The organism is Clostridium sp., assembly GCF_036642255.1.
GTDB lineage: Bacteria > Bacillota > Clostridia > Clostridiales > Clostridiaceae > Clostridium_J.
This window is the reverse complement of record NZ_JAVWDJ010000027.1, coordinates 1-25,952: the sequence shown is the minus strand read 5'-3', so window position 1 is coordinate 25,952 and position 25,952 is coordinate 1. Positions and strand designations below refer to the sequence as shown.

General features: G+C 30.5%; 22 protein-coding genes. 20 read left to right on the top strand and 2 right to left on the bottom strand.

Annotation, left to right across the window (positions count from 1 at the left end; genetic code table 11):
• Positions 1–139 precede the first annotated feature (139 nt).
• The 16 genes from RR409_RS14110 (at position 140) to RR409_RS14035 (ending at position 19,666) form a co-directional block, all read left to right on the top strand.
• Positions 140–1,684 carry an ABC transporter ATP-binding protein gene (locus tag RR409_RS14110; protein WP_332558412.1) on the top strand — a complete coding sequence of 515 codons (1,545 nt, stop codon included), beginning with the start codon at positions 140–142 and terminating at the stop codon, positions 1,682–1,684.
• Positions 1,674–2,750: an ABC transporter permease gene (locus tag RR409_RS14105; RefSeq protein ID WP_332558411.1), complete on the top strand. Its 1,077-nt coding sequence runs from the start codon at positions 1,674–1,676 to the stop codon at positions 2,748–2,750. Before RR409_RS14110 ends, RR409_RS14105 begins: the two co-directional genes overlap by 11 nt.
• Positions 2,743–3,675 carry an ABC transporter permease gene (locus RR409_RS14100; protein WP_332558410.1) on the top strand — a complete coding sequence of 311 codons (933 nt, stop codon included), beginning with the start codon at positions 2,743–2,745 and terminating at the stop codon, positions 3,673–3,675. Before RR409_RS14105 ends, RR409_RS14100 begins: the two co-directional genes overlap by 8 nt.
• Positions 3,676–3,924: 249 nt before the next feature.
• Complete coding sequence (locus tag RR409_RS14095) at positions 3,925–4,671, top strand: DUF429 domain-containing protein (RefSeq protein WP_332558409.1); 747 nt, start codon at positions 3,925–3,927, stop codon at positions 4,669–4,671.
• A gap of 198 nt (positions 4,672–4,869) precedes the next feature.
• The gene (gene rpoN / locus RR409_RS14090; protein WP_332558408.1) at positions 4,870–6,258 is read left to right on the top strand and encodes an RNA polymerase factor sigma-54; all 1,389 of its coding nucleotides are present in this window, start codon (positions 4,870–4,872) and stop codon (positions 6,256–6,258) included.
• Positions 6,259–6,357: 99 nt separating this feature from the next.
• On the top strand, positions 6,358–7,404 hold the full coding sequence (locus RR409_RS14085) for a sugar-binding domain-containing protein (protein WP_332558407.1): 1,047 nt from the start codon (positions 6,358–6,360) through the stop codon (positions 7,402–7,404).
• 217 nt (positions 7,405–7,621) lie between these two features.
• Positions 7,622–8,629, top strand: coding sequence for a type I glyceraldehyde-3-phosphate dehydrogenase (gap, locus tag RR409_RS14080; RefSeq protein ID WP_332558406.1), 1,008 nt, complete (start codon positions 7,622–7,624; stop codon positions 8,627–8,629).
• 291 nt (positions 8,630–8,920) lie between these two features.
• Positions 8,921–10,117, top strand: coding sequence for a phosphoglycerate kinase (locus tag RR409_RS14075; protein ID WP_332558405.1), 1,197 nt, complete (start codon positions 8,921–8,923; stop codon positions 10,115–10,117).
• Positions 10,118–10,144: 27 nt separating this feature from the next.
• Complete coding sequence (gene tpiA, locus RR409_RS14070; RefSeq protein ID WP_332558404.1) at positions 10,145–10,891, top strand: triose-phosphate isomerase; 747 nt, start codon at positions 10,145–10,147, stop codon at positions 10,889–10,891.
• Between the two features lie 23 nt (positions 10,892–10,914).
• Complete coding sequence (gene gpmI, locus RR409_RS14065) at positions 10,915–12,441, top strand: 2,3-bisphosphoglycerate-independent phosphoglycerate mutase (protein WP_332558403.1); 1,527 nt, start codon at positions 10,915–10,917, stop codon at positions 12,439–12,441.
• A 191-nt stretch (positions 12,442–12,632) separates the two neighbouring features.
• Positions 12,633–13,931, top strand: coding sequence for a phosphopyruvate hydratase (gene eno / locus RR409_RS14060; RefSeq protein WP_332558402.1), 1,299 nt, complete (start codon positions 12,633–12,635; stop codon positions 13,929–13,931).
• Positions 13,932–14,211: 280 nt separating this feature from the next.
• A complete protein-coding gene (gene secG, locus RR409_RS14055; protein WP_332558401.1) occupies positions 14,212–14,445 on the top strand; it encodes a preprotein translocase subunit SecG in 234 nt (77 codons plus the stop codon).
• Positions 14,446–14,693: 248 nt separating this feature from the next.
• A complete protein-coding gene (locus RR409_RS14050; RefSeq protein ID WP_332558400.1) occupies positions 14,694–15,008 on the top strand; it encodes a YerC/YecD family TrpR-related protein in 315 nt (104 codons plus the stop codon).
• A gap of 126 nt (positions 15,009–15,134) precedes the next feature.
• Positions 15,135–17,375, top strand: coding sequence for a DNA helicase PcrA (gene pcrA / locus RR409_RS14045; RefSeq protein WP_332558399.1), 2,241 nt, complete (start codon positions 15,135–15,137; stop codon positions 17,373–17,375).
• A 20-nt stretch (positions 17,376–17,395) separates the two neighbouring features.
• Positions 17,396–19,396 carry an NAD-dependent DNA ligase LigA gene (ligA, locus tag RR409_RS14040; RefSeq protein WP_332558398.1) on the top strand — a complete coding sequence of 667 codons (2,001 nt, stop codon included), beginning with the start codon at positions 17,396–17,398 and terminating at the stop codon, positions 19,394–19,396.
• Positions 19,397–19,666, top strand: coding sequence for a hypothetical protein (locus RR409_RS14035; RefSeq protein ID WP_332558397.1), 270 nt, complete (start codon positions 19,397–19,399; stop codon positions 19,664–19,666). It abuts the gene before it with no gap.
• A gap of 103 nt (positions 19,667–19,769) precedes the next feature.
• Here the strand turns inward: RR409_RS14035 and RR409_RS14030 are convergent, their stop codons facing one another.
• A complete protein-coding gene (locus RR409_RS14030) occupies positions 19,770–20,015 on the bottom strand; it encodes a hypothetical protein (protein WP_332558396.1) in 246 nt (81 codons plus the stop codon).
• Between the two features lie 206 nt (positions 20,016–20,221).
• Here RR409_RS14030 and RR409_RS14025 point away from each other — a divergent pair, with 206 nt between their 5' ends.
• Positions 20,222–21,787 (top strand): peptide ABC transporter substrate-binding protein, encoded by a 1,566-nt coding sequence (locus RR409_RS14025; protein ID WP_332558395.1) that lies wholly within the window; start codon positions 20,222–20,224, stop codon positions 21,785–21,787.
• A gap of 77 nt (positions 21,788–21,864) precedes the next feature.
• On the opposite strand, the gene RR409_RS14020 is transcribed toward RR409_RS14025, so the two are convergent.
• Positions 21,865–23,262 carry a hypothetical protein gene (locus tag RR409_RS14020; RefSeq protein ID WP_332558394.1) on the bottom strand — a complete coding sequence of 466 codons (1,398 nt, stop codon included), beginning with the start codon at positions 23,260–23,262 and terminating at the stop codon, positions 21,865–21,867.
• A gap of 102 nt (positions 23,263–23,364) precedes the next feature.
• Here RR409_RS14020 and RR409_RS14015 point away from each other — a divergent pair, with 102 nt between their 5' ends.
• Genes RR409_RS14015 through RR409_RS14005 form a run of 3 tightly spaced genes read left to right on the top strand, consistent with a single transcriptional unit; the run spans position 23,365 to position 25,445 of the window.
• Positions 23,365–24,339: an AIR synthase family protein gene (locus RR409_RS14015; RefSeq protein ID WP_332558393.1), complete on the top strand. Its 975-nt coding sequence runs from the start codon at positions 23,365–23,367 to the stop codon at positions 24,337–24,339.
• A gap of 21 nt (positions 24,340–24,360) precedes the next feature.
• Positions 24,361–24,957: an XTP/dITP diphosphatase gene (locus tag RR409_RS14010; protein WP_332558392.1), complete on the top strand. Its 597-nt coding sequence runs from the start codon at positions 24,361–24,363 to the stop codon at positions 24,955–24,957.
• A gap of 14 nt (positions 24,958–24,971) precedes the next feature.
• Positions 24,972–25,445 (top strand): metallophosphoesterase, encoded by a 474-nt coding sequence (locus RR409_RS14005; protein WP_332558391.1) that lies wholly within the window; start codon positions 24,972–24,974, stop codon positions 25,443–25,445.
• Positions 25,446–25,952: the final 507 nt, after the last annotated feature.

Sequence of the window (25,952 nt, the reverse complement as noted above, 5' to 3'; positions counted from 1 at the left end):
GAAAATTGTTGAAATGAAAAAAACAGCAATATAAGGCTTTTCTATTGCTCAAAAAAATGTATAATATACTGTACAGCCGTATTTTTGGTTTCTACAATTACAGGCAAAGGATAGGTAATTTGTTTAAGGAGGAAGGGAAATGGAAAAAGTAATTGAAATGAAAGGTATAACCAAAGTTTTCCCTGGTACTATCGCTAATGATAATGTCGATTTCGAACTATTAAAAAGTGAAACTCATGTTTTGCTTGGCGAAAATGGTGCAGGAAAAACTACCTTAATGAATATACTTTACGGTCTCTATCAACAGGAAAAAGGAGACATTTATGTAAATGGTGAAATGGTAAGGATTACAAATCCAAATCACGCAATAAAATTAGGAATAGGTATGGTTCACCAACACTTTATGCTAGTTCATAACTTTACAATTGCAGAAAATATAATTTTGGGAAGTGAGCCTAAAAAAGGTATAGCTTTAGACATGAAAACTGCAATTGAAAACGTTAAGAAACTATCTGAAAAATATGGGTTTGCAATTGATCCTAATGCAGTAATAGAAGATATTTCTGTAGGCCAACAACAAAAGGTAGAAATATTAAAGGCTCTTTATAGAGGAGCAGAAATATTAATTCTTGATGAACCTACAGCAGTTTTAACTCCGCAAGAAATTGAAGAACTAGGCAAAATTATTCATAATCTAAAAAAAGAAGGTAAATCGGTAATACTGATTACACATAAATTAAAAGAAGTTATGAGTATGAGTGATAGAGTTACAATTATTAGAAGAGGTAAAGTTACTGGTACAGTAAAGACTAATGAAACCAATATAGATCAACTGGCTGAGCTAATGGTAGGAAGAAAAGTAAATCTTGTTGTAAATAAGAAAAAAGCTGAATTAAAAGGTGATATACTGAAAATAGAGGATTTATGTGCAAATGACCATAGGGGCATTGAAGCAGTGAAAAACCTTAATTTAACAGTTAGAGGCGGAGAAATATTAGGAATCGCTGGTGTAGATGGAAATGGTCAAAGTGAATTTCTAGAAGTTATAACTGGGCTAAGAAAACCATTAAAGGGAAAAATAGTATTAAATGGTAAAGACATATATGGAAAGTCAACGAGAGAGATTATTGACTCAGGAGTTGGACATATTCCAGAGGATAGGCATAAAAGAGGACTTATTCTAAAATATTCCCTTTTTGAAAATTCTATATTAGGCATTCATAGGAATAAACCTTTTAGCAACGGAATTGTAATGGATTATAAAGCAATTAAAGAACATAGTGATAAACTTATAAAAGAGTTTGATGTAAGAACTCCAAATAATGAAGTATTCGCTTCTGCGTTATCTGGTGGTAATCAGCAAAAACTCATCGCTGCTAGAGAAATTTCTAAAGATCCTGAATTATTGATAGCTGCCCAACCCACAAGGGGATTAGATGTCGGAGCTATAGAATATATTCATGGAAGACTTGTCCAAGAGAGAGATAAGGGAAAAGCAGTACTATTAGTTTCTTTAGAACTTGATGAAGTACTATCACTTTCAGATAGAATTGCAGTAATGTATGATGGTAATATAGTTGCTATCCTAGATAGAAAAGACGCTGACGAACAGAAGTTAGGAATACTAATGGCTGGTGGAAGTTTAGAAGATGTTAAGGAAGGAGTTGTGAAAAGTGAACAATAAAGGAAAACAAATTTTTAATGCTTTACTCTTTCCATTTTTAGCAATATTCATATCTTTCTTCGTGTCTGTATTTTTTGTTATGTGGGCAAAAGGATATCCTATCACACAATACTTTTCAGCATTAAGTGATTTAATGGGTACTATATGGAAGGGTAGTGTTGGGACGCCTAGAAATACCATGGCAACTTTAGCAGAAATTACTCCGCTTATATTTACTGGAGTAGCCAACGCTGTTGCGTTTAGATGTGGTCTATTTAACATTGGTGTTGGTGGACAATTTGTTCTTGGAATGATGGCAGCAGCAATAGTTGGTACAATTCCAGGGTTAAATCCTGTTATTCATATATTACTTATGATTATTAGTGGTTTAATAGCAGGCGGATTATGGGGTGCAATTCCAGGATATCTTAAAGCTAGATTTGGAACAAGTGAAGTAATAAATACAATTATGATGAACTATATAGCTCTTGCATTTGCAAACTATATAATACTAAGAACACCATTTGGTGTTGCTGGAAAAGCTAGTACAGCTACTATTCAAGAAAGTGCTACTCTTGCGAGATTTATGAGTGGCTCTCAAGCTAATATAAGTATATTCATTGGTATTATAGTGGCAATTTTTGTTGCATGGATACTTTGGAAAACAACTATAGGATACGAAATAAGAGCTGTTGGTATTAATCCACATGGTGCAGAGTACGGCGGAGTTAACATTTCTAAAAGCGCAGTGTTAGCCATGGTGTTCTCAGGTGCTATAGCTGGACTTGGTGGAGCTACTCATGTAGCTGGAGTAACTCACTTAGCACAGGATTTCATGGTATTACCTTCATATGGTTTTGATGGTATAGCAGTTTCACTGCTAGCTAAAAACAATCCTGTAGCTTGTATTGCTTCAGCAGTTCTATTTGGTGCATTAAATAGTAGTTCAAGAGCATTACAAATAAGTGGAATTCCAAAACAGATTGTGTTTTTAATACAATCCATAATAATAATTTTTGTAGCTACAGATTACATTGTTAAATACTTCAGCGACAAGAAAAAGAAAGGGGCGATAATGAATGAGTGATTTTAATTTAATTTCATTATTAACCGCAACCTTAAGAATAGCTACGCCTCTAATTTTTGCTGGTCTTGGAGGTGTGTTTTCTGAAAGGTCTGGTGTAGTTAATATTGGACTTGAAGGAATGATGACTATTGGAGCATTCTTTGCAGTTTTTGGTACGTTTTTCACAGGGAATCCTGTTATAGGAATAGTGTTTGCTATGGTAGCAGGGGGAATTCTCGCTCTTGTTCATGCAGTTTTAAGTATAAATTTAAAATCAGATCAGGTTATCTCCGGTACGGCAATAAATTTATTTGCTACAGCTTTAGCTAGTTTTTTAATATTTATATTATTCAATGGTAAGGGTGGTCAAACAGATATAGTTAAGGAATTACCTTATAATTTACCTGAAGGAATCTTAAATATACCATTTATAGGGGAATTTTTAGGTGGATTAAACTGGTTTGTAGTTCTTGCCATTGTACTTGTGTTTGTATCACATTACGTATTATATAAGACTTCTTTAGGACTAAGAATAAGAGCAGTAGGAGAACATCCGAAAGCAGCTGACACTTTAGGTATCAACGTTTATAAAATTAGATATTTATGCGTTATTTTATCAGGAGTTCTGGCTGGATTAGGTGGAGCTGCTTTATCACTTGGTATAACACCATTGTATAGAGAAGGTATGGTTGCTGGACGTGGGTTTATAGCTTTAGCTGCTATGATCTTTGGTAATTGGAAGCCTTTTGGAACTCTTGGAGCTTGTTTACTATTTGCACTAGGAGAGTCATTCCAAATCGTTGCCCAAGGTTTTGCATTATCAGTACCGTCAGAGTTCTATACTATAATTCCATATGTATTAACAATGCTTGCGCTTACAGGGTTTGTTGGGAAAACAAATTCTCCGTTGGCAAGTGGTCAGTCTTACGAAAAAGGCTCAAGATAAAAAAAGATGGCGGAAGCCATCTTTTTTTGTATATAAATTTAAAGTTTTATTACAATAAAGTGGAAATTTATGTATAATTATATTAACCACATAACATTTAAGATGAAAAAATCAAATGGTTTATAAAAAAATCGGGTGTGTTTAAAAAAATGAAAAATAAAGGATACAAATGAGTAACTTTACTGTATAATATAATATATAGTATATTATTATAAGGTATATGATAACACATTTTATTGGGGGGATAAAATGAAGATAGTTGGAATAGATCCTTGTCTAGGCGGATGGCTTGGAATTATGATTTCAGAAGATGGTTGGATTGTAAATGTTTTCAAAACTATTAAAGATATTATAACTACTTGGAACGATAGTGATATATTTTTAGTTGACTTACCTATAGGTTTTATTCAAGGTTCTAACGAAGAAAGAAGTTGTGATGTTGAAGCTAGAAAGTTAGTACTTATGCATAACGATTTTGATTTATTGCCAGTACCCTGCAGAGAAGCAATCTATTGCAGTAGTTTTGGAGTTGCGAATATAATAAATAAAAGACTTACCGGCAGAAAGGTACCAACTAGAATATGGGATGTTGTTGATAAAATTAAAGAATTAGATTCCTTTCTTACTGAAAGTAAAGATTACAGAGAGAAGTTTAAAGAGTGTAATTGTGAAATCGGATATTTAATACTTAATGGTAGACCTATGGTAAATAGCAGAACTACACTTGCTGGATATAATGAGAGACGAAATGTTTTAAAGAAAATTTATCCTGAAATTGATGGAATTTTAGATTATACTATCGATACTTTTAGAAGAAGAGATTTAAAAGTAGAAAATGTTCTAGATGCTGTGTGTTTAGCTTTACATGGTATTATTGGTTTTAAACAAGGTTTTTTAAAGTTACCTAATTTTGCTGAATACGACGATCATGGCATAAGAATGCAAATAGAAGTAGCTCAGTTTTCTCAACTCAATTATTCGGAATGTGTAATATAGATACGACTATCTAGAAAATTCAAAATATTTCCATTATTCTAACGAGCACTTTAAACCTTCTGGTTCTATAGTGCTTTTGTTTTGAAAAAATAAATTTGATTTGGTATTGAAGAAATAATTTTCTAGAGTGCTTATTAAAACAGAAAGCAAATATTCTTAAATTTATGATATAATATAATTGCTTATGGGGGTGGTTAGATGAATCTAGACTTGGGTTTAAGATTGACTCAGGAACAAAAACTAGTTATGACTACAGAAATGCAATTATCTATAAAGCTTCTGCAAATGTCTTCTTATGAATTATTACAGCATATAGATAAGGAACTACAAGAAAATATCGTCTTAGAAGTTTCTTCCGAAAATCCAGTTGAAAATATCGTAGAAATGGAACTCGAAGAAAATAGAGATTTGAAAAATTATAAAGAAATGATAAAATCCTTAGATTATGATAACTATAGTAGTAGAAATTACATTGTAAATGACTCAGAAGAAGTATCTCCTTTAAATTTTGTAAGCATTAAAAGCACTTTAACTGATTATTTAAAAGAACAATTATCAGAAGTTTGCCTAGATTCAAAGAAGTTAACTATTTGCAAATACCTGGTAGATAGTATTAATGCTATGGGATATCTGGAGTGTGATCTCGCATTAATTTCAAAGGGGTTAAAAGTTTCAATGAAAGTTTGCGAGGAATGTTTGAGTATAGTTCAAAGCCTTGAGCCCAGTGGTATTGGCGCTAGAAATTTATCAGAGTGCTTATTAATTCAAATTAAAAGAAAAGGCATAACTGATAAGCATTTAGAAGATATAGTTGCAAACTACCTGACTTTATTATCACAAAATAAATATGGTACTATTGCAAAAATAATTGGAGTTACTCCTTTAGATGTTCAAAAATACTGTGATATAATAAAAACTCTCGAACCAAAACCCTCTAGAGGATTTTTTACGGGAGAAGAAACAAGTTACATAATACCAGATGCATATATTAGAAAAATAGATGATGAATACCATATTATCATGAATGATAGTATAATACCTAATTTAAATATTAATAACATTTACAAAGATGTAATCAATAATAGTAATGATAAAGTTGCATTAGAGTATGTAAAAGGGAAGATTAATAGTGCAATGTCTTTAATTAAAAGTATAGATGGTAGAAGAAATACATTATTTAGGGTGATAAAGGAAATTATAAACTTACAGAGAGAATATTTTGATTTTGGTGAAACTTTTATTAAACCAATGACTATTAAAAATATTTCATGTAGTTTAGAACTACATGAATCTACAGTAAGTAGGGCTATTAGAGATAAATATGTTGCTTTGAATAACGGAAAAATTATAAAAATCAAAGATTTGTTTAGTAATTCACTTAACTTCAGCAATGAAGAACTATCTACTTTAAATATTAAAAAGATGATAAAAGAAATAATTCATAAAGAAAATGAAAAGAAACCATTATCAGATTCGGTTATCTGTAACATCCTTAATACAAAAGGGCTAGATATTTCTAGACGTACTATAGCTAAATATAGAGAAGAGATGGGAATTAAATCTTCAACTCAAAGGAAAAGAATCTAATAATTGAATATTTAATTAATTTTATGGAAAACTCTTCACAAATTAACAAATTTATCTTATAATTTGTATAGGGACATAAATTCACCGCGTGGATATAAAATGTCCAAAGGAGTAGACATGGAAGACTTATTAAAACTACAGCAAAAACTTATACCTGAATTGTTAGAAGTTTTAAAAATCAGATATGATGTTTTGAGAAATATAAGATATCATCAACCTATTGGAAGAAGACTTTTAGCTTCTAGCGTAAATTTAAGTGAGAGAGTTGTAAGAAGTGAAACAGATTTTCTAAAAGAACAGAATCTCATAGATGTTAATACATTAGGAATGTCAGTAACCCAGGAAGGCGAAGAAGTTTTACAAGGGTTAAAGTTATTTATTGGTGAAGCAAAGGGTGTACATGAACTAGAACTAGAAATAAAGGAACTTTTAAATATTAAAAAAGCAATAATAATTCCTGGTAACATAAATAAGGATACTTCATTACTGGGTGAAATAGGCAAAGCCACTGCTAACTACATTAAAAGTATGTTAAAAGATGATATTATAATTTCATTAACAGGGGGACACACAGTAAAGGAAGTAATAGATAATTTTCAAAAAGTAAATAAGTTCAAAAATGTAAAGATTATCCCAGCAAGAGGCGGTATGGGAAAAGATATAGAAATTCAATCTAATACTTTAGTTCAGTCACTAGCAAATAAACTTGAAGCTACTTATGAACTATTACATATACCAGATAATTTAAGTCAAAGTGCTTTTGAAACTTTACTTAATGAAGAGGAAATTAAAAGAACTTTTCAGATGATTGAGCATTCCTTTATGTTAATTCATGGAATTGGCTTGTCTAAAATTATGTGTGAGAAAAGAAATTTACCATGTGATATTATTTCTAACATAGAAAAGTCTGGTGGTGTTGGAGAAGCCTTTGGTCATTATTTTAATATGAATGGTGAAATTGTATATTCAATGCCATTTATAGGTATCCCTAATGATAGAATAAATGAAGTAGCACATATGATTGCAGTTGCAGCAGATATAAATAAAGCTAAGGCAATAATATCTGTTGAAAAAAATAAAACCAATAGTGTATTAGTTACAGATGAAGCTACCGCTAGAGAAATTATAGAACTTTTAAGGATATAAACTTATTTATTAACTTTAGTTAATGATTTATTTAAGTATCCTTAACATATCAAATGAATATTTCATTAGTTTAAAATGTAAAGATAGTCACAATTATAAGATAAGTTAATTTTTACTATTCATATCTTATAGTTTGATATATAATATCTGTGATATGTCAAGTTATTTTTAATTATAAAACTAACTATTAGAAACATTATTTTAGGAGGTTACTTAAATGATAAGAGTTGGAATCAATGGTTTTGGAAGAATTGGAAGAAATGTGTTTAAAGCTTTAGTTGGAAAATATAGTGATAGTCTTGAGGTTGTTGCTATTAATGATTTAACTGATCCAAAAACATTAGCACATTTATTGAAATTTGATACACTTTATGGAAAGTTTAATGGAACAGTGGAAGCTACTGAAAACTCAATTATTGTTAATGGTAGAGAAATTAGAATTTTTGCTGAAAGAGATCCAAAAAATATTCCATGGGGACTTCAAGGAACGGATATAGTAATTGAATCTACAGGATTCTTTACCGATGCAAATAAGGCAAAAGCGCATATTGAAGCAGGTGCTAAAAAGGTGTTAATTTCTGCCCCTGCTAAAAATGAAGATATCACAATTGTACTTGGTGTAAATGAAGAAAAATATGACTCAGTAAATCATAACATTATATCCAATGCTTCATGTACAACAAATTGTTTAGCTCCTTTTGCTAAAGTGTTAGATAGAGAATTTGGTATTATTAAAGGATTAATGACAACAGTTCACTCCTATACAAATGACCAAAAAATATTAGACGCTCCACATGATGATTTAAGAAGAGCAAGAGCAGCTTCAGAGGCTATGATACCTACAACAACTGGTGCAGCTAAAGCTGTAGCTTTAGTATTACCACAATTAAAAGGAAAATTAAATGGTATGGCTGTAAGAGTTCCAACACCAACAGTTTCAATGACAGACTTAGTTTGTGAATTAGAGAAACCAGCTACTGCACAGGAAATTAATGCTGCATTTAAGAAAGCTGCTGAGGGTGAGTTAAAAGGAATACTTGGGTATACTGATGATCCACTAGTATCAACAGATTATAGAGGAGATGAAAGATCTTCTATAGTTGATGGACCTTCAACTATGGTTATAGAAGGCAACTTAGTAAAAGTTGTTTCTTGGTATGATAATGAGTGGGGTTATTCAAATAGATTAGCAGATTTAACAAAATATGTAGCAGATAGACTGTAGATTATTGTCTAAAATCCATTTTAGTTGTACAATAGTAATTGATAGGTTTACTATATGTAAACTTTATGTATATAAAGTTTTTAATGAGTGATACTTTATCATAAATAATACTTTAAATTATCTAGTTCCGTAGACAAACTATAGAACTAGATTTTTGCTTTAATAATCAATAAGTCAATTCTATCGTGATTTTAGCGTAAAGAGGTTCTCGGTAAGAAAAGCTTTGCGTCTTAAATAGATTAAAAACTATAAAATTAGTCTTTATTTTAAGCTAAAGAAAGAGGGATAAAAATGGTATTTAATAAGAAAACTATAGAAGATATAGAAGTGAAAAATAAAAAAGTATTAGTACGTTGTGACTTTAATGTACCTATAGTGGATGGAGCTATAACTGATGAAAATAGATTAGTCGGAGCTTTACCAACAATAAACTACCTAATAGGAAAAGGTGCAAAAGTAATATTATGTTCTCACTTAGGGAAACCAAAAGGAGAAGCAAAAAAAGAATTATCATTAGAACCAATAGCTTCAAGATTAACACAACTTTTAAATACACAAGTTATTTTTGTAGATGATGATAATGTAGTTGGAGAAAAGGCAATTATTGCTGTAAATGAGTTAAAAGAAGGAGAAGTTATGCTTCTTCAAAACACCAGATTTAGAAAAGAAGAAACTAAGAATGAGGAAAATTTTTCAAAGGAATTAGCATCTCTTTGTGATATTTTTGTAAATGATGCATTTGGTACTGCACATAGAGCTCATTGCTCTACTGTAGGAGTTACAAATTATGTTGAAACTTCTGTATGCGGGTACTTAATACAAAAAGAATTAAGATTTTTAGGAGATGCTGTTGAAAATCCAGTTAGACCTTTCACAGCAATTTTAGGTGGGGCTAAGGTATCAGATAAAATTAATGTTATCAATAATCTTTTAGAAAAAGTTGATAACCTAATTATTGGTGGTGCAATGGCTTATACATTCTTGAAGGCTAATGGATATAATGTAGGTATATCAAGAGTTGAAGAGGATAAAATTGACTATGCTTTTGATATGATGAAAAAAGCTAAAGAAAAAAATGTTAATTTGTTACTTCCAATAGACCATATAGTAGCTAATGAATTTTCAAAAGATGCAGAACCAATAACAACTGATAATGAAAATATTGAACAAGGATATATGGGACTGGATATAGGACCAAACACAATAAAGAGATACAATGATGCAATTATGAAGTCCAACACAATAATTTGGAATGGACCAATGGGTGTATTTGAATTTGAAAACTTTAGTAAAGGAACAAAAGCTGTTGGAGAAGCAATGGCTAAGTGTAATGGAACAACGATTATAGGTGGAGGAGATAGTGCTGCTGCAGTTAATATCTTTGGAATGGGTGATAAAATGACACATATTTCCACTGGCGGTGGAGCATCACTAGAATTCTTAGAAGGTATTGAGTTACCTGGGATTGTTGCTTTAAATAATAAATAAAAATAATGATATACTGGGGGAATAATTATGAGAAAACCTATAATAGCTGGAAACTGGAAGATGCATAAGACAATATTAGAAGCTGTAACTTTAGTTGAAGAATTAAAGTCATTAGTTAAGGAAGCACAATGTGATATAGTTGTTTGTCCTACATTTTTAAGCTTGCCAGCAGTTGTGGAAGCTTGCAAAGGGACTAATATTAAGGTAGGAGCTCAAAACATGCATTTTGAGGATAATGGAGCTTTTACTGGAGAAGTGTCGCCAATTATGCTTAATGATCTAGGAGTAGAATTTGTTATAATTGGACATAGTGAGAGAAGGCAATATTTTAATGAAACTGATGAAACAGTAAACTTAAAATTAAAGTCTGCTTTTAATCATGGATTAACTCCGATTTTATGTGTAGGGGAGTTATTAGAGGAAAGAGAAGCTAATATTACGGAAGAAGTTTTATCAACTCAGATTAAACTAGACCTTAAGGGAATTCCAGCCAGTGATGTTAGTAACATAGTTGTTGCCTATGAACCAATTTGGGCCATAGGAACTGGTAAAACTGCCACAGCAGCTGATGCTAATGAAACAATTGGATTTATTAGAGGAGTAATAGAAAAATTATATGGAAAAGATGTGTCAAATAGTGTTAGAATACAATATGGCGGCTCTGTTAAACCATCTACTATAAAAGAACAAATGGAAATGGAACATATAGATGGTGGACTTATAGGTGGAGCAAGCTTAAAGGCACAAGATTTCAGTGCAATTATTAATTACTAATTTAAAGGGTGGGATAATTTAGGATGCCAAAAAAACCAGTAATGCTTATGATACTTGACGGATTTGGTTTAAGTGATAACGTTGAAGGAAATGCAGTTAGAGCTTCTAAAAAGCCAAATTATGATAATTTACTAAAGAACTATCCATATACTGCTATTTCAGCTAGTGGTTTAGATGTAGGACTTCCTGAAGGCCAAATGGGAAACTCAGAAGTTGGTCACTTAAATATTGGAGCTGGAAGAATAATTTATCAAGAATTAACAAGAATAACTAAGGAGATTAAGGAAGGTAATTTTTATAAAAATCCTGCCCTTAACCTTGCTATTGAAAAAGCAATAGAAAATCAATCTTCTTTACACTTAATGGGACTTTTGTCTGATGGGGGAGTGCATTCACACATCGACCATGTAAAAGCGCTAATTACTATGTGTAGAGAAAAGGGTTTAAAAAAGGTATACGTTCATGGATTTCTTGATGGAAGGGATGTTCCTCCAACTTCAGCATTACAATACATTAATGAATTAGAGCAGCATATGTTAGAAGAAGAGACGGGTAGTTTTGCTACTATTTCAGGAAGATATTATGCTATGGATAGAGATAATCGTTGGGAAAGGGTACAGTTAGCTTATAATGCAATGGTAAATGGTGAGGGAAATGTGGCTAATACACCACAAGAAGCAGTGGAACTTGCTTATCATGATAATAAAAATGATGAATTTGTACTTCCAACGGTAATATTAAAGCAACAAAAACCAATGGCTAAAATTCAAAATAAGGATTCTATTATTTTCTTTAATTTTAGACCTGATAGAGCTAGAGAAATTACTCGTGCATTAAATGATAAAGAATTTAATGGTTTTTCAAGAGAACAGTTGGACTTAACTTATGTTTGCATGACTCAATATGATAAAACTATAGAAAATGTTGAGGTTGCGTATAGAACTGAAAGTTATGTTAATACTTTAGGTGAGTATATAAGTAACAAAGGATTAAAACAATTAAGAATAGCAGAAACAGAAAAATACGCACATGTGACCTTTTTCTTCAATGGTGGAGTAGAAACACCTAATAAAGATGAAGATAGAGTTTTAATACCATCTCCAAAGGTTGCCACCTATGATTTAAAACCTGAAATGAGTGCAGAGGAAGTCACTGATAAAATGATAAACTTATTAGATGAAGATAAGTATGATATGATTATACTAAACTTTGCAAATCCAGACATGGTTGGTCACACTGGTGTTGTAGAAGCGGCTATAAAAGCTATAGAAACCGTAGATTCTTGTTTAGGTAGGATAGCAAATAAAATTCTTGAAAAAGATGGAACCCTATTTATTACTGCTGACCATGGGAATGCGGAAAGTATGATAGATTATTCTACAGGAAAACCAATGACTGCACATACTACTAACCTGGTTCCTTTTGTATATGTAGCAAAAGATGCAAAACCATTACGACAAGGTGGAATACTAGCAGATATTGCACCAACTATGTTACAAGTTATGAATCTAGAAAAACCAGTGGAAATGACTGGAGAATCTCTAATTTAGAATATATTAAGTATAGAATTAATATATTCTAAACATAAATTTAAAGACAAGTAATGTGGTTTAAACATAGTATTAATGTGATAATATGAAAAATGTACACAATAAGTGTAAACTTATTGTGTATTATAAAATAATACAAGTTCAGAATATTTTAAAAATAATAAAATTCAATGTTGTTAGGAGGAATTATTATGAAACAATATGTAGAAATTATCGATGTTTATGCAAGACAAATATTAGACTCTAGAGCCTTTCCAACTGTGGAGGTAGAAGTTGTTTTAGAAGATGGAACTGTAGGAAGAGCAGCAGTACCATCAGGAGCGTCTACAGGTCAATTTGAAGCAGTAGAATTAAGAGATGGGGATAAATCCATCTATAATGGAAAAGGAGTGCTGGATGCAGTAGACAATGTAAATAATATAATTGCAGAAGAGCTAATAGGTATGAACGTACTTGATCAAGTATCTATAGATAAAACAATGATTGATATTGATGGTACTGAAAATAAAGGAAAACTGGGAGCTAATGCTATGTTAGGTGTTTCACTTGCTTGTGCAAGAGCAGGCGCTGCATACTTAGGATTAGGATTATATCAATACATAGGTGGAGTTAATGCAAAGGTGTTACCGGTTCCTATGATGAATATATTAAATGGTGGAAAGCATGCTGATAATAATGTGGACTTACAAGAGTTTATGATAATGCCTTGTGGTGCATCTTCTTTTAGTGAAGCTTTAAGAATGGGTGCAGAAGTTTACCATTCACTTAAATCTATTTTAAAATCAAAAGGATTGGCAACAGCAGTTGGCGATGAAGGTGGCTTTGCTCCAGATTTAGCATCAAATGAAGAGGCTATAAAAGTTATAATGGAAGCTATAGAAAAAGCTGGATTTAAGGCTGGGGAAGATATATTTATAGCATTAGACCCTGCATCCTCTGAATTCTTTGAGAATGGTAAGTATAATTTGGCTGGAGAGGGTAGAATGCTAACTCCAGAGGAAATGGCGGATTATTATGTAGATTTATGCAATAAATATCCAATTATCTCTATTGAGGATGGAATGGCAGAAGAGGATTGGGAAGGTTGGAAACACATTACAGAAAAATTAGGACATAAGGTTCAGTTAGTTGGAGACGATTTATTCGTTACTAATACTAAGAGACTAGAAATGGGCATTGAGAGAGGTATTGCAAACTCAATATTAATAAAACTTAATCAAATAGGAACATTAACTGAAACAATTAATGCTATTGAAATGGCTTCAAGAGCTGGATATACTGCAGTTGTTTCTCATAGATCAGGAGAAACAGAAGATACTACAGTTGCAGATTTAGTTGTTGCAATGAATGCAGGCCAGATCAAAACTGGTGCACCAGCTAGAAGTGAAAGAGTAGCTAAGTATAATCAACTGCTAAGAATAGAAGAAGAACTTTGTGATATGGCAGAATATAGAGGATTGAAATCCTTCTATAATCTTAGAAAAAAATAATATATTACAAGCAGAGAGAAACATCTCTCTGCTTGTGTTGTTTTAGTAATAAAATTATACAATTACAAATATAGCATTAAATAGACTTCATAATAAAGAGCTTATTAAAAATGGCTTTTAAGTAAATAGCCAAACTGGATAGCTATTATAATTTCATATACATGTAAAAATAAATTAAGTAATGCATGGAATTTAATATGAATAATTGTAAAAATATTATTACTATGTTAGAATAAAGTGTGTTGGAATAAATGACCTATATTCGCAAGGGGGTGTACATATGTTAAAAGTTCTTATGGCAGTATTAATTATATCTGCATTAACTGTTATAATATCAATAATTTTACAGCCTAGCAAAACAAGTGGATTAAATAACTTAATTTCTGGAACTTCCGAGACTTTCTATTCTAGGAATAAAACTAAAACGAAAGAAGCTTTTTTAGCTAAAGTTACAGTTTTTTCAGCTATCATACTAGTATTATCGGTAATTTTAATAAATGTAAACTTAGGCTAGAGTAGTAATTCTACTTTAGTCTTTTTCTTTTTTATTTTATAGTATAATTTTAGATATGAGCTTCGTAATCAAAAATATAATAAATTAATTGGAGTTTTTCTTGATAATCCTAATAACTGTTTCTTGCTTAAATCAAAAGAAATATAAAAATATTTGAATTAGACAAATATTCTGTATTTACACTTTAATACATTAAACTTATAATAATAATATAAAGTGCACAAAAGCTAGAATTTGGGGGGATAACAATGAAAGAATTTAACTCTAAACTCGAAAGTAAGGAAATGGATTTTCTTTTTGAATGTATCGCTAACTTAAAAACAAGAGAAGAATTTTATAAGTTTTTTGAAGACATATGTACAATAAATGAGATAAAAGCTATAGAACAAAGACTTCAAGTGGCAAGGATGTTAATGGAGAAAAGAACTTATCTAGATATTGCTAGTACGACGGGAGCAAGCACTGCAACTATAAGTAGAGTGAATCGTTCTTTGAACTATGGAAATGATGGATATAAAATTATTTTTGAGCGCATCAAGTGGAAGGATGAAGAAGGTTTATAAATTTTCCTTATTATAGGTTTTAAAAAGCGACATTGTCGCTTTTTTTGTTTAGTATAGAGAAAGTATGGTATAATTAAAAATAGTGCAAATTTAAACTACAACATAGTTTAAGTTAGGAGTGATTAAATGGATTTACAAAAGCTATTAAACAAAGAACAATATGAAGCAGCAATAACTGTAAAAGGACCACTTTTAATACTGGCTGGAGCAGGTTCTGGTAAAACAAGAGTATTAACTTATAGAATTGCTCATATGATTAAAGATTTAGAGATATTTCCATCTCAAATATTAGCAATAACCTTTACAAATAAAGCTGCAGGCGAAATGAAAGAGAGAGTAAAAGTACTTGTAGGCGAAGTAGCAGATGCTATGTGGATATCTACTTTTCATTCAAGTTGCGTAAGAATTCTAAGAAGAGAAATAGACAAGCTAGGATATAATAAAAACTTTACAATATATGATACTTATGATGCTAAAGCTCTTGTAAAGCAATGTATGAAGGAGTTAAATATCAATGAAAAGGATATAACTGATTCTGAGATTATTGGTAAGATTTCTTCTTCAAAAAATAGTTTAATTCCAGCAACTCAATTTAAGAAAGATAATGAAAATGACTTTAGACAAAATAAAATTGCAGATGCTTATCTTCTCTACCAGAAAAAATTAAAAGCAAATAATTCTCTTGATTTTGATGATTTAATTTATTTAACAGTAAAATTATTAAGAGAACATAATGATGTTAGAGAATTTTATCAGAGAAAATTTAAATACATAATGGTGGACGAATATCAAGACACAAATAAGTCTCAATATGAATTGGTGAAACTCTTAGTAAATGAAAATGAAAATATTTGTGTTGTGGGTGATGATGATCAATGTATCTATGCATGGCGAGGTGCAGACATAAGTAATATTTTAGACTTTGAAAAAGACTTTCCTAGTGCAAAAGTGGTGAAGTTAGAACAAAATTATAGATCCAAGTCAAATATTTTAGAAGCTGCTAATATGGTAATTAGAAATAATGCACAAAGGAAAGAAAAACAACTGAGAACAGAAAGTGAACCAGGAGAAAAATTAAAGGTTTATAGAGGTTTCAGTGATATTGATGAAGGAAATTTTGTAGTTAGTGAGATTAAAAGATTAATAAAAGAAGATGGAAGATCACTTAAAGATTTTGCGATTCTTTACAGAATGAATTCGCAATCTCGTATGTTTGAGGAAGCTTTTAGAAGAAACGAAATTCCATATAAAATAGTTGGAGGGCTTAAATTCTACGATAGAAAAGAAATAAAGGATATTATGGCATATTTAAAGTTTATAAATAATCCTGTAGATGATGTAAGTCTAAGAAGAATTGTAAATGAACCTAAAAGAAATATTGGAGATACTACCATAGCTAAGGTTCAAGAATTTGCAAATTCAGGTGAAGATTGTTTATATAATGCCTTATTAGATGCTGAAGTTATTTCTGACTTATCTTCTAGAGCGGTAACATCTATTAATAAGTTTATTAGTCTCATTAATAGTTTTATCGCGAGAGTAGACGATATGCCTGTATCTGAACTTATAATGGCAATCTTAGAAGAAACAGGTTACATGAATATGCTAAAAGCTTCTAAAAATGCTGAAGATGAAAGTAGAATCGAGAACCTAAAAGAGTTGGTTTCTGATGCAGTTGCTTTTGAAAAAACCTCAGAAGATAAATCACTTTCAGCTTTTCTTGAAAAAGTGACCCTAGTTTCAGATATTGATAATTTAGAAGATGAATTAAACTCGGTAGTTATGATGACTGTGCATAGTGCTAAAGGACTTGAATTTCCAGTGGTATTTATAGTGGGTATGGAGAATGGAATATTTCCTGGGATGGCATCATTAAATAGTTTTACTGAAATGGAAGAATCGAGAAGACTTTGCTATGTGGCGATAACTAGAGCAAAAGAAAGTTTATATATAACTTCTGCGGAGCAAAGAATGATATTTGGAAGAACTGTTTCTTACTCAGTATCAGATTTTGTTAGTGAAATTCCATTAAGTTTAAAAGAGTTAGTAAGTGGAAATTCTAGAGCAGTAAATGTTTTAAAAAGCGAAACTAAAAGTAGCTATAATAATAATCCACACAATTTAAGAGGTATGCAATCCAGTAGAATTAATCAAGCTGCAACCGCTATAATAAATAACACTGAAGTTAGAAAGAATATAGATGTAAATGAACTATCCGTTGGGCGTAAGGTTAAGCATAGTAAATTTGGAATAGGAACTGTTGTGTCAATTTCTCAAAATGGTGGTGAAAGCATTGTAACCATAGCTTTTAATAATATGGGAATTAAAAAGCTAATGTTAAATGCTGCGCCATTAGAACTATTATAGTTATTAAGGAAGGTAAGAAAATGGATAAAAGGACTAGAATGTTACAACTAGTAGAAGAACTTAATAAGCACTCCTATGAGTACTATGTTTTAGATAATCCTTCTGTCTCTGATGTGGAGTATGACAAGAAGTATGATGAACTTAAAGCCTTAGAAATAGAGTTAGAAGAGGTTTTACCACACTCTCCTAGTCAAAGGATAGGCGATGTTGTACTGCCTGAATTTAAGAAACATTATCATAAAGCACCGCTTTGGAGTTTAGATAAAGCACAAAATATTGGAGATTTAAAAGATTGGCATAATAAAAATATCAAGGTTGTAGAAGATTATAACAAAACTCATGAAGATAAACTGCCTTCTTTAGTTTATATCCTAACCAAAAAATTTGATGGGTTATCTATTAATTTAACATACAATAAAGAAGGGGTTTTAGCTACAGCTGCATCAAGAGGTACTGGTGAAATAGGTGAGGATATAACAGCACAAGTAAAAACTATAAAGTCTATTCCACTTAAGATTGATAATGATACAATTATTGAGGTGCATGGCGAAGCAGTGATGACTAAAGGTGCTTTCGAAAAATACAATAATGAAGTAATAGTACCTCTTAAAAATCTACGTAACGGTGCTGCTGGAGCGTTAAGAAATTTAAATGTCAAGGAAACAGCAAAAAGGAACTTATCAGCATTTTTTTACGATGTAGGCTATAAAGAAGGAAATGGGTTTAATTCTTATGAAGAGATGATGGATTTTATAAAACTCATGGGGCTTCCTGTAGATACATATTTTAAGACATGTACTACATTTCAAATGGTTGAGGAAGAAATTAATTACATAGAATCCATACGAAATGACCTGGATTATGATATTGATGGAGTTGTTATTGCTATTGATGACATGAAGACAAGAGAACATTTAGGATATACCATTAAGTTTCCTAAGTGGGCAATAGCATATAAATTTGAAGCACAAGAAGTTACCACCACACTGCTTGGAGTGGAGTGGAATGTAGGTAGAAGTGGAAGAGTATCCCCTACAGCATTGCTACAACCAGTGGAATTAGGTGGGGTTACTGTAAAAAGGGCAACTTTAAATAATATGGATGACATACATAGAAAAGGAGTAAAGATAGGTTCACAGGTTTTTGTGCGTCGTTCTAATGATGTGATTCCTGAGATAATGGGTACCGTTGAGAGTGATGTAGAGGATGTTAAAGACATTGAAGCGCCGAAATACTGCCCAAGTTGTGGTTCTGAAATAATACAGCAAGGGGTTCACCTATTCTGTGAAAATACTTTATCCTGTAAACCACAAATGGTTAAAAGCATAGTTCATTTCGCAAGTAGAGAAGGAATGAACATCGAAGGCTTTAGTGAAAAAACTGCTGAAGCGCTATTTGAGAAATTAGATATAAAATCCATTGCAGATTTATTTAGAATAGAAAAGGAACAGCTTTTAACCTTAGAAAAATTTGGAGAGAAAAAGGCAAGTAATCTTTTAAATGCCTTAGAAAAAAGCAAAGAATGCGAGTTACCATCATTTATTTATGCTCTTGGAATTCCTAACGTGGGAAAAAAAACTGCCAAAGATTTAGTAAAAGAGTTTAAGACTTTGGAAAAAATTCGCGGTGCAAATTTTGAAGAACTTATTAAGGTTGAAGATATAGGAGACATAGTAGCACATAGCATAGTAGAGTTTTTTAAATCAGAAAAGGTTACTAATAGTATCAATGAATTGCTGGCATTAGGAGTTAATCCTAGATATGAAGAGGTTTTAGTACAGGAAGAAAGCCCCTTTAAAGATAGAACTATAGTAGTAACTGGTGCATTGGAAAACTATTCAAGAAGTGAAATTAAGGAAAAGTTAGAAAGTTTAGGCGCTAAAATTTCAAGTAGTGTTAGCAAAAAAACAAATTATGTACTAGTTGGAACTGATCCTGGATCTAAATATGATAAAGCGGTGGAGTTTGGTATTCCGATATTGAAGGAAGCAGATTTCGATGAAATGGTTAGGGGGAAATAGGTGAAAAGAAGTATTAAGTTGATTCTTTGGGCCGCCATGACAATTACTGTAATAGTAATTGTACTAACTATTTTATCTATGTATAATATTTCTTATAGTAAGTATTTCAACAATTACCATCTGTTTCAGATATCACTTTTCATAACCCTTATATTATGGAGCCTAGAAATAATTGTGAATAAAAAAGGCGAAAAGTATATGTTGTATGCAACTATTTTTTTGATTTTAGCTAACTTTATTCTCATATTTATGTTCTGGGGAGTCAAGTAAGGTACAGTACGAATTTAATAAAAACTCCCAAAGGATTTGTTCCTTTGGGAGTTTTTATATATGTATAGATATTTTTAGTTATAGTTAAATTACAGAGGATGATTTACTTTAAGGAAGGGCTATCTTTAATATCTTTATTATTGGCTTCTGAAATGAAATCTTCCTTTTCATAGAGCTTTTTCAAATTATTAGATAGGGTATGGATATTATGAGAAACTTTCTCAAGAAGGTAGTTTCCATATCTAATTTGATTATAAAAAGAGTTGAATAGAACAAAACTCCAAATACCAATAAAAGTAAAGATTATAATTGAAATAATAACTAATAGTTTTAAAATAATATCTAGCATGGGTTACCTCCTAAGAAATATATGTATAAATTTCTAATTTTAAACTCTTCGATTAAAAGTATTATAGCATAAAAATATTAATATGTGTTAACACTTTTTATATAGAAAAGTTACTATATTTTGGATTATTTTTAAAGGACTTGTAGATAATTTTAAAGATAGCTTAAATTTATATGATATATCTAATTCTTAATGGAGGTGCTGCTATGAAAAAGCTATTCTATATAATTTTTATATTAGGAATAATAATATGCTCCATTTCAGTAGAAAAGGAAAATAAAGATCAGGTTTCAAGTGATTTTATCACATATAACTTAGGTGTGAAACCAAATAATTTGATAATGACTAGCAGTTATAATATTAGGGAAAAAGACTTGTTAGTTGCTCTATTCCAAGGGCTGGTAACTGAAGATATGGAAGGTGAAATTACTCCATCTTTAGCAAAAGAATATAAAATTTCAGAAGATGGATTAGAGTATACATTTATTCTTAAGGAGAATCTAAAATATAGTGATGGAGAAAAAATAACATCAGAAGAATTTCTGGATTTTTTTAAGAGTTTTTTGGAGGATAAGAGTAATATTTATGCTTCCCAATTATATTGTATTTTCGGAGCAAAGGACTTCGCTCAAGGAAAAGTTGGTTTTGATAATGTTGCAATAAATGCAAAAGATAAAAATACATTGGTTATAAGACTTAATTATAAAAGTCCATATTTTATTAAAATATTATGTGAGCCTGTTTACGTGTTAAGAGATTATAAAGAATTAGGAAAAGGTACTTTAAATTATAAAAATGTAAAATATACAGGTCCATTTGCTATTGAAAAAATATATGATAATGGAGACTTTGGGTTAATTAAAAATGATATGTATTATAATAGCAATGAAGTTACTGATGAAAAAATAAAAGTTACCTTTGTAGAAGATGAAGAGAAAGCTTTAGCAAGTTTCGAGCTTAATGATAAAAATAATAGCGTAGATATCATGACAGAATCTCCAATTAATGAATACTTAAGGCTATCACAAGAGGGGAAAATAAGAGGATTCTCAAGTAGCACTGTGTATTACCTTAATTTTAATATTCACAGTGACAATCTTATTGGTGATATAAATTTTAGAAATGCATTGAATACTGCTTTTTCAAAGGAATATTATGCCCAGCAAATCTCAAAAGACTTTGCAAAGCCAGCATCTTTATATGTTCCTAAAGATAATTCAATGGAAAAAAGTTTTGATACTTATGGAAACAAAGAAAAAGGCATTGAATATCTAAAGAAAACTACTTTTACTGGGCAAGAAAAAATAATTTTAGTTTATGAAGAGAATAGTTCCAATAAAAGAGTTGCAGAAGATTTATCGAAAAATATCTCTCAAGATTTGCAAATTGATATAATATGTAAAGGATATAAAGATGAAATATTAGATCAAGTAATTCAAAAGGGAGAATATGATATTTATCTCAGTAAATTTACCCCTATATTCAATGATTTATCATTATACTATGAACTATGGGATAGTAAAGCAAGAGAAAATAAAATTAAATATAATAATTCTTATTATGATGAATTAGTTAGAAGTGTAAAGTACGAAATTGACGAAGAAAAGAGAGCTTCAGTTTATAAGAAATGTGAAGAATTATTAAAAAACGACTTGCCAGCAGTACCTATATATTATGCAAATACTCAAATATGTATAAAACCTAATATATATGGTGTATATGCCTCTTCCTCTGGTAATATTAGATTAGAATATATAAGTGTGGACAAATAATATAAATAAATTAAACTAGTAAGAAATATAATTCCTACTAGTTTAATTTTTACAATTAAATTAAAAATCAATTAATACTAATCCTTATAATCTCTGTCAAGAAATAAAATTAAAAAGAATAAAAACATATTTCTAGATGCATCAAAGCTATGTTTGTATTGTTTATAGCTTTCTTTCCTTCTATTGAGAGTAACATATTTGATGAATATAGGAGCTAATTCATTGTTTTCGGGATTCGGCATTGAAGACATTCTAAAGTAATCATCTTTAAGCAAATCATCTGATTTAGATGTAAAATCACTATATCGCTCAACGTCATCAAGAGAAGGAGCATCTGGCCAACTTAAAATTATCCCAGAGTTAATTATTTGATTTTTATATATGTTATTAATTTTTGAAAAATCTATTTCTTGGTTTTTATCACTTTCAAAATGATTCTTAATAATCATCATATACAAGTAGAGTATTATTTCTTCACAAGTGAACTTATTTTCTTTTTCATCTAAATCTTTTATAAAGATACCTTTCTCAGGCAAATATAATTTTTCAAGATTTATATAAATTTTGTTAGCAGCATCCTTGAATTTCGAAATATTAGTTTCTTTATATAACATCATACAGTTAATATATGCAAGGCAAGATACATCAATTTTTTCTTTAATTACTGAAGAAGGAAGGTGTTTTAAATTTTCTATCATTAATTCTGAAAAATCTAAAAGAAGTATTTTCGCATCTTCTAGATTTGAGTGCTTATAGAAAACATTAAAGGCAAAACAAACATTAACTAGTTCATCATGAGGAATATTATAGACCTCATTTTTATAATGCTTAAACATATCTAAGATATCTAGTGAAAAGTTCTTAAATTGATTTTCATCAGAACTTTTACAATAGGTTGAATACTTATAGTAAGCAGCCATTAAAAGTGCCTGGGTTGAAAAGTTAAATTTTAGATCTTTATCTGTTAGGTTATATTCTTTAGACATTGGATCAGTAGAATCATATTTGTCTATAAACACTCCTTCACAGTTTCTGCAATGGAGAGCAAAAAATTCAAGTTGTTCTCCAACTAGATCGAGATAGTATTTTTTTAAAGAGTATTTTTTATTATCAATATCAACAAATTTATTGTAATAATCTACAAGTTCAAGGAGTGAAAGAGTCATATAGGCATTAGAAGTAATGTTAATTTCCTTCTTAAACTTCTTATGGTTCCAGTTTAGTTTGCCATTCTCATTTATAAGTTTTCCATCGGCTTTCCTATAAATACATAATAGTGGAGAAATAGTACTATTTATGATATCATCATTTTTAGGTAAAGATTTAGATTTTAAATCATCATTTTTTGATACTATTCCGCAACCAGAATGTAAAACTATGTGTCTTATAGATTCTTTTGATAAGTAGAATAATTGACTTTGTATGTTTTTATTGTCTAAAACATTAATTCTTAAAAAAGGTCCTATATATTTCAACGTAACACCACCAAAATATTAATTATATTTAATAATATGATTGAAAAGTGAAAAATGTGCTTAAATCATAAATACTTTTAAAAAAATATAAGGAGGATGATTATGAGAGTAGGTAAACTTAATTGGGACGATTTAAAATATATTATTGATAATCATAAGGGAATAACAAGAGATGAAGTTAGAATAAGTAATGGTGTTGGGGAGGATTGTGCTGTAATAAATTACGGTGACTATGAGTGTGTAATTTCAACAGACCCTGTTACAGGCGCCGACAAAAATATAGGGAAGATTGCTGTACATATAAATTGTAATGATATTGCATCCTGTGGCATTGAACCGTTAGGGGTTTTGGTAACAATTTTGGCACCACCTACTACAACTTTAGATGAATTACATGAAATCATGAGAGAAATACACCAAGAAACTTCAAAACTAAATGTACAAGTTATTGGAGGTCATACTGAAATTACAGAAGCAGTTAACAAAGTGATAATATCTTGCACAGCTATTGGAAAGGGATTAGTGGGCTCAGCTATATCTACTGCAGGAGCTAAAATTGGAGACGATATTGTAGTGACAAAATATCTTTGCCTTGAGGGCACATCTATATTGGTAAATGATTTCCATGAAAAATCTAGGGAAATCCTAGAAGATGAAGAAATTCAGGAAGCTAAAAGGTACATAGATTATTTAAGTGTAGTAGAAGAGGGAAAGATAGCAGGAAGGTTAAAAGTTAATTCTATGCATGATATAACTGAAGGAGGGGTTTTGGGAGCTCTTTGGGAGTTATCTAAAGCTAGTGATGTAGGATTTAAAGTTTATGAAAATAAAATGCCTATAACTAATATCACTAAGAAACTTTGTGAAAAATTTAATATTGATCCTTTAAAGTTTATATCATCAGGGAGCATGATTATCACTTGTAAAAATGGCTATGAACTTGTTGATAAACTGAAAGAGCAAGGGATTAACGGAAGTGTTATTGGGAAAATTACCTCGTGTAAAGGTATATTAGTAGTTAATAATAAAGACCATGAGGTTGAGCCACCTGAAGCAGATGAACTTTTTAATTTATAATAGATATAAAGGAGATATAAAATGAAGAAATTAATTGTTGCTAGTAATAATAATCATAAAATAAATGAAATTAAAGAGATTCTAAAAGATTTTCACTTGCAGGTATTAGGTTTGAAAGAAGCAGGAATAAATATAGATGTAAATGAAACAGGAAAAACTTTTATGGAAAACTCTGAGCTTAAAGCGCGAGAAATTTCCTTAGCTGCTCCAAATTATATGATATTAGCTGATGATTCGGGGTTATCTGTAGAAGCACTAGGAGGAGCACCGGGAATATATTCAGCACGATATAGTGGAGACCATGGTAATGATATTGAAAATAACAAAAAATTAATAAAAGAACTCAAAGGAATTCCCCTAGAGAATAGAAAAGCAAAATTTATATGTGCTATGGTGCTAATTGTTAATCAAGATACTATTATAAAGGTGCAAGGGGAAGTAGGTGGGTTAATACTTGAAGAGTATAAGACAACTGAAGCTTTTGGATATGATCCACTATTCTATGTACCTGAATTGAACGCAACTTTTGCTGAGGTACCTTCACAAGTTAAAAACTCAATTAGCCATAGAGGTCGTGCCCTAGAAATGTTGAAAGAAAAGCTAAAGAATTATTTATAAAAGTTGGTGAAAACATGAAAATAGGGGTTTTAAGTGATTCCCATGGAGATTTGTTAGCCATAGAAAAAGCTATTTTAAAGCTGAAGGATTGTAATATCATTTATCATTTAGGCGATTACGTTAAAGATTGTAAAGTTTTAAAAAACAAAATAGATGTACCTATTGTACCTATTAGAGGTAATTGTGATTCATCTGCAGAAGGTATATTAGAAAAAGTGGAACAAATAGAAGGTATAAATATATTTTTAACACATGGACATAATTATGGTGTTAAACTTGATACTTTTAAATTAAGATATAAAGCTTTGGAGACAAATAGTAACATCGTGTTGTATGGTCATACACATATAAGAAAAATAGAAAAAGAAGAGGGGATATACTATATTAACCCTGGAAGTATAAGTGAACCTCGAAATGGTTATAAACCCTCAGTAGCTATTATAGAAATACATAATGCACTAATATCACCTAGATTAGTTGAAATTTAAAGTAATGGTGAAGAAGAAATGCTATAGATGTATGTTTAGGGGAGTAATAAGAACTTTACATAGATAAAGATTTGAACTACTTCCCTTAATTGCATTTTTTATAAGGTGAATTTGGTCTAATTTCAGATGTAATATTCTAAAAATATTTTTGTCTTTAATTTGATAAATATTAAAATTTTATAGAACTAAAATATTTATAAAATTTATAATTTAAGATACATTAAATTTGTCATGAAAACTCTTGTTGTTAAATATTAATATGAAAAAAAATCATAAAAGTATAGTTGATGGAAACATTGGAAAATCAAGGCTTTGTCCATGTCAATAAAAAAAGTAATTACTTTTTTTAAAAAAGTGATGAAAAAGTGTTGACTAATTAAATGCAATGTTGTAGAATAACTATTGTCGCTGGGGTTAATAAATAAGAACATAACGGCAGGGGTAAATGATATTTCGGGGTGTAGCGCAGATGGGAGCGCGCGTGGTTTGGGACCATGAGGTCGCAGG

What these genes read in the sequence shown, in the direction of transcription:
- eno (WP_332558402.1), top strand. Translation starts at nt 12,633, where the DNA reads ATGAAACAATATGTAGAAATTATCGATGTTTATGCAAGACAAATATTA.
- RR409_RS14005 (WP_332558391.1), top strand. Translation starts at nt 24,972, where the DNA reads ATGAAAATAGGGGTTTTAAGTGATTCCCATGGAGATTTGTTAGCCATA.
- tpiA (WP_332558404.1), top strand. Translation starts at nt 10,145, where the DNA reads ATGAGAAAACCTATAATAGCTGGAAACTGGAAGATGCATAAGACAATA.
- RR409_RS14010 (WP_332558392.1), top strand. Translation starts at nt 24,361, where the DNA reads ATGAAGAAATTAATTGTTGCTAGTAATAATAATCATAAAATAAATGAA.
- RR409_RS14075 (WP_332558405.1), top strand. Translation starts at nt 8,921, where the DNA reads ATGGTATTTAATAAGAAAACTATAGAAGATATAGAAGTGAAAAATAAA.
- secG (WP_332558401.1), top strand. Translation starts at nt 14,212, where the DNA reads ATGTTAAAAGTTCTTATGGCAGTATTAATTATATCTGCATTAACTGTT.
- RR409_RS14015 (WP_332558393.1), top strand. Translation starts at nt 23,365, where the DNA reads ATGAGAGTAGGTAAACTTAATTGGGACGATTTAAAATATATTATTGAT.
- gpmI (WP_332558403.1), top strand. Translation starts at nt 10,915, where the DNA reads ATGCCAAAAAAACCAGTAATGCTTATGATACTTGACGGATTTGGTTTA.
- ligA (WP_332558398.1), top strand. Translation starts at nt 17,396, where the DNA reads ATGGATAAAAGGACTAGAATGTTACAACTAGTAGAAGAACTTAATAAG.
- RR409_RS14030 (WP_332558396.1), bottom strand. Translation starts at nt 20,015, where the DNA reads ATGCTAGATATTATTTTAAAACTATTAGTTATTATTTCAATTATAATC.
- RR409_RS14095 (WP_332558409.1), top strand. Translation starts at nt 3,925, where the DNA reads ATGAAGATAGTTGGAATAGATCCTTGTCTAGGCGGATGGCTTGGAATT.
- RR409_RS14050 (WP_332558400.1), top strand. Translation starts at nt 14,694, where the DNA reads ATGAAAGAATTTAACTCTAAACTCGAAAGTAAGGAAATGGATTTTCTT.
- RR409_RS14100 (WP_332558410.1), top strand. Translation starts at nt 2,743, where the DNA reads ATGAGTGATTTTAATTTAATTTCATTATTAACCGCAACCTTAAGAATA.
- rpoN (WP_332558408.1), top strand. Translation starts at nt 4,870, where the DNA reads ATGAATCTAGACTTGGGTTTAAGATTGACTCAGGAACAAAAACTAGTT.
- gap (WP_332558406.1), top strand. Translation starts at nt 7,622, where the DNA reads ATGATAAGAGTTGGAATCAATGGTTTTGGAAGAATTGGAAGAAATGTG.
- RR409_RS14025 (WP_332558395.1), top strand. Translation starts at nt 20,222, where the DNA reads ATGAAAAAGCTATTCTATATAATTTTTATATTAGGAATAATAATATGC.
- RR409_RS14085 (WP_332558407.1), top strand. Translation starts at nt 6,358, where the DNA reads ATGTCCAAAGGAGTAGACATGGAAGACTTATTAAAACTACAGCAAAAA.
- RR409_RS14110 (WP_332558412.1), top strand. Translation starts at nt 140, where the DNA reads ATGGAAAAAGTAATTGAAATGAAAGGTATAACCAAAGTTTTCCCTGGT.
- pcrA (WP_332558399.1), top strand. Translation starts at nt 15,135, where the DNA reads ATGGATTTACAAAAGCTATTAAACAAAGAACAATATGAAGCAGCAATA.